3 protein-coding genes are annotated in these 1,962 nt (G+C 60.8%); 1 reads left to right on the plus strand and 2 read right to left on the minus strand.

Annotated elements, in window-relative coordinates; translation table 11 throughout:
- Positions 1-195 precede the first annotated feature (195 nt).
- Positions 196-774: an RNA polymerase sigma factor gene (locus tag ACYVDE_RS21320; protein WP_460503550.1), complete on the minus strand. Its 579-nt coding sequence runs from the start codon at positions 772-774 to the stop codon at positions 196-198.
- A gap of 168 nt (positions 775-942) precedes the next feature.
- On the opposite strand from ACYVDE_RS21320, the gene ACYVDE_RS21325 reads away from it, so the two are divergent.
- Positions 943-1,203: a hypothetical protein gene (locus tag ACYVDE_RS21325; protein ID WP_460503551.1), complete on the plus strand. Its 261-nt coding sequence runs from the start codon at positions 943-945 to the stop codon at positions 1,201-1,203.
- 254 nt (positions 1,204-1,457) lie between these two features.
- On the opposite strand, the gene ACYVDE_RS21330 is transcribed toward ACYVDE_RS21325, so the two are convergent.
- A partial coding sequence (locus ACYVDE_RS21330) for a 5-methylcytosine restriction system specificity protein McrC (protein WP_460503553.1) occupies positions 1,458-1,962 on the minus strand: 505 nt, incomplete at its 5' end.

The raw sequence follows: 1,962 nt of genomic DNA on the forward strand, positions 1-1,962 counted from the left end.
AGCGTGGGGTCGGCGCTCAGGCGCGCTTCGAGGTCGGCGCGCGCCGGGGCAGCCAGCTCGCCGGCGGCGTAGGCTTCAAATAAGGCGTAATAGTCTGCTTCAGTCATCATGGCATTAGCGGCCGGAGGGGTGGGCAGCCGCGGGTAAAACACTGGGGGAGGTCCGCCGGCACACCGCCGGCGGCAATCGAATAGCTTAGATAGGTTCTTCTTTATAGTGGGTAAAAAACAGCTTCTTGAGGCGCACGAGGCACTTGTATTTCTGGTTTTTGGCATTGTCGGCGTTGGTATAGCCGAATTCTGCCGTGAGGTCCTGCATCGACTTATCGAGCAGGTAAAAGCCTTCTAAAAGCGACTTGCAGGGTTCGCCGAGGCTGTTCAGCGCCTCGCCCATGGTGGCGAAGCGGCGGTCCTGCTCTTCGGCGGCCAGCACATCGTCTTCCGCACCGGTGTTCAGGTACGGGCCGTGCTCCTCGTCGTCGAGCAAGCGCACGCCGAAGCGGCTTTTGCTGGTCAGGCGTTTCAGCCAGAGGCGGCGGCACACGGCGTAGAGGTAGGTTTTAATCTGGCAGCTAAGCTCGAGCGAGCCGTCGCGTACTTTTTCATAAAACACCATCACGCCCTCCTGATACACGTCCTGGGCATCGTCCTCCGAACCGCTGTTTTGCAGTACGAAGTGCGACACCATAGGCCAGTGCAGCCGGTAGAGGTGGGCCAGGGCCCGCTCATCGCCGCCGCGAATGGCGGCAATCAGCGCGTCGTCGGTCGGAGTCAACGAAGAGGAAGTAGTGGGATTGCCCCTGCTCATTCACTTTGGGGGTTAATACACACGAAGGGCCTAAGTAACCCGTCGAAAAAATATTTTTCTGCCCCGGGTTACCTTCTGCGAAAGCCGGGATAAAGGGCGTTTTTTAGTTAACCCATTTTCAAAATTACCCTCAAAATGAACAACCTGTTCAAAGTTGCTGCTCTGGGCCTGGCCCTCACCGCTGGTCTGACCTCGTGCGAGTCGAAGAAGACGGAAGAAACCACCGTTTCGACCGAGGCTCCTGCTACCACCGAAACCACGACTGCTACCACCACCACCGACAGCGCTGCTGTAGCTGCTCCGGCTGCTGACGCTACGGCTGCTCCCGCTGCTGATGCTACGGCTCCCGCCGCTGGCACCACCACCACCACGACCACCGAAGAGGTTAAGAAGTAATTGGCCGCTGGCCCTGGCGGCCAGCTCCAATGCCTTGGCATTCGCCGACAGCCCGGATTTTCCAGCAGGAAAGTCCGGGCTGTTTTGCGTTTGCGGGGGAGATAGCGAAGTTGTTTAAAAAGTCAAAATCTTGTCATCCTGAGCGTAGCGAAGGACTTTGTCCCGTCAGGGTTTTTCCAACGTGATAAGGTCCTTCGCTGCGCTCAGGATGACAGATGTGCAGCCAAACCAGATTTTCTAAATAGCTTCAGCCGCTACTCCACCAGCCGCTGCAAGTCGGCGGCGATGCCGGGCCAGGGCTGGTGCAGGTTGAGGGTGACGACGCGCACCGGGTGCCCGCCCAGGGTGTAGCGCAGGTCGACGGCCTGGGCGGCGGCGGGGTACAGCAGCACGCCCTCCAGTGCCTGGCCGGGGGCGGGACGCTGGTTTTGCAGGTAGGCGTAGAGCTGGTAGAGGTGCGGCGCAATGAGCCGCTGCCGGTCGTAGCGGGCACGCAGGGCGGCGGCGTAATACTTGGTGTCGAGAATGATTTTGCGGTCGGGCGCTTCCAGCGTGGTATCGGTGAGCATGGTGGGCAGCAGCTCCAGGTCGGCCGGGGCGGGGGCGTCGGCCTGCCAGGCAATGGTTTCGGCAAACACGCGGTAGCGGCGCTGCTCGCGGCGGTAAAAATTGCGCACGAACTGCTCGAAGATGCGCGCCATCAGGGCCTCGTCGCGCCGAAAGTCGGCGAAGCGGCGGAGGCCATCGGCGGCGGGGTAC

The sequence above is a fragment of the Hymenobacter agri genome (genome assembly GCF_054778495.1).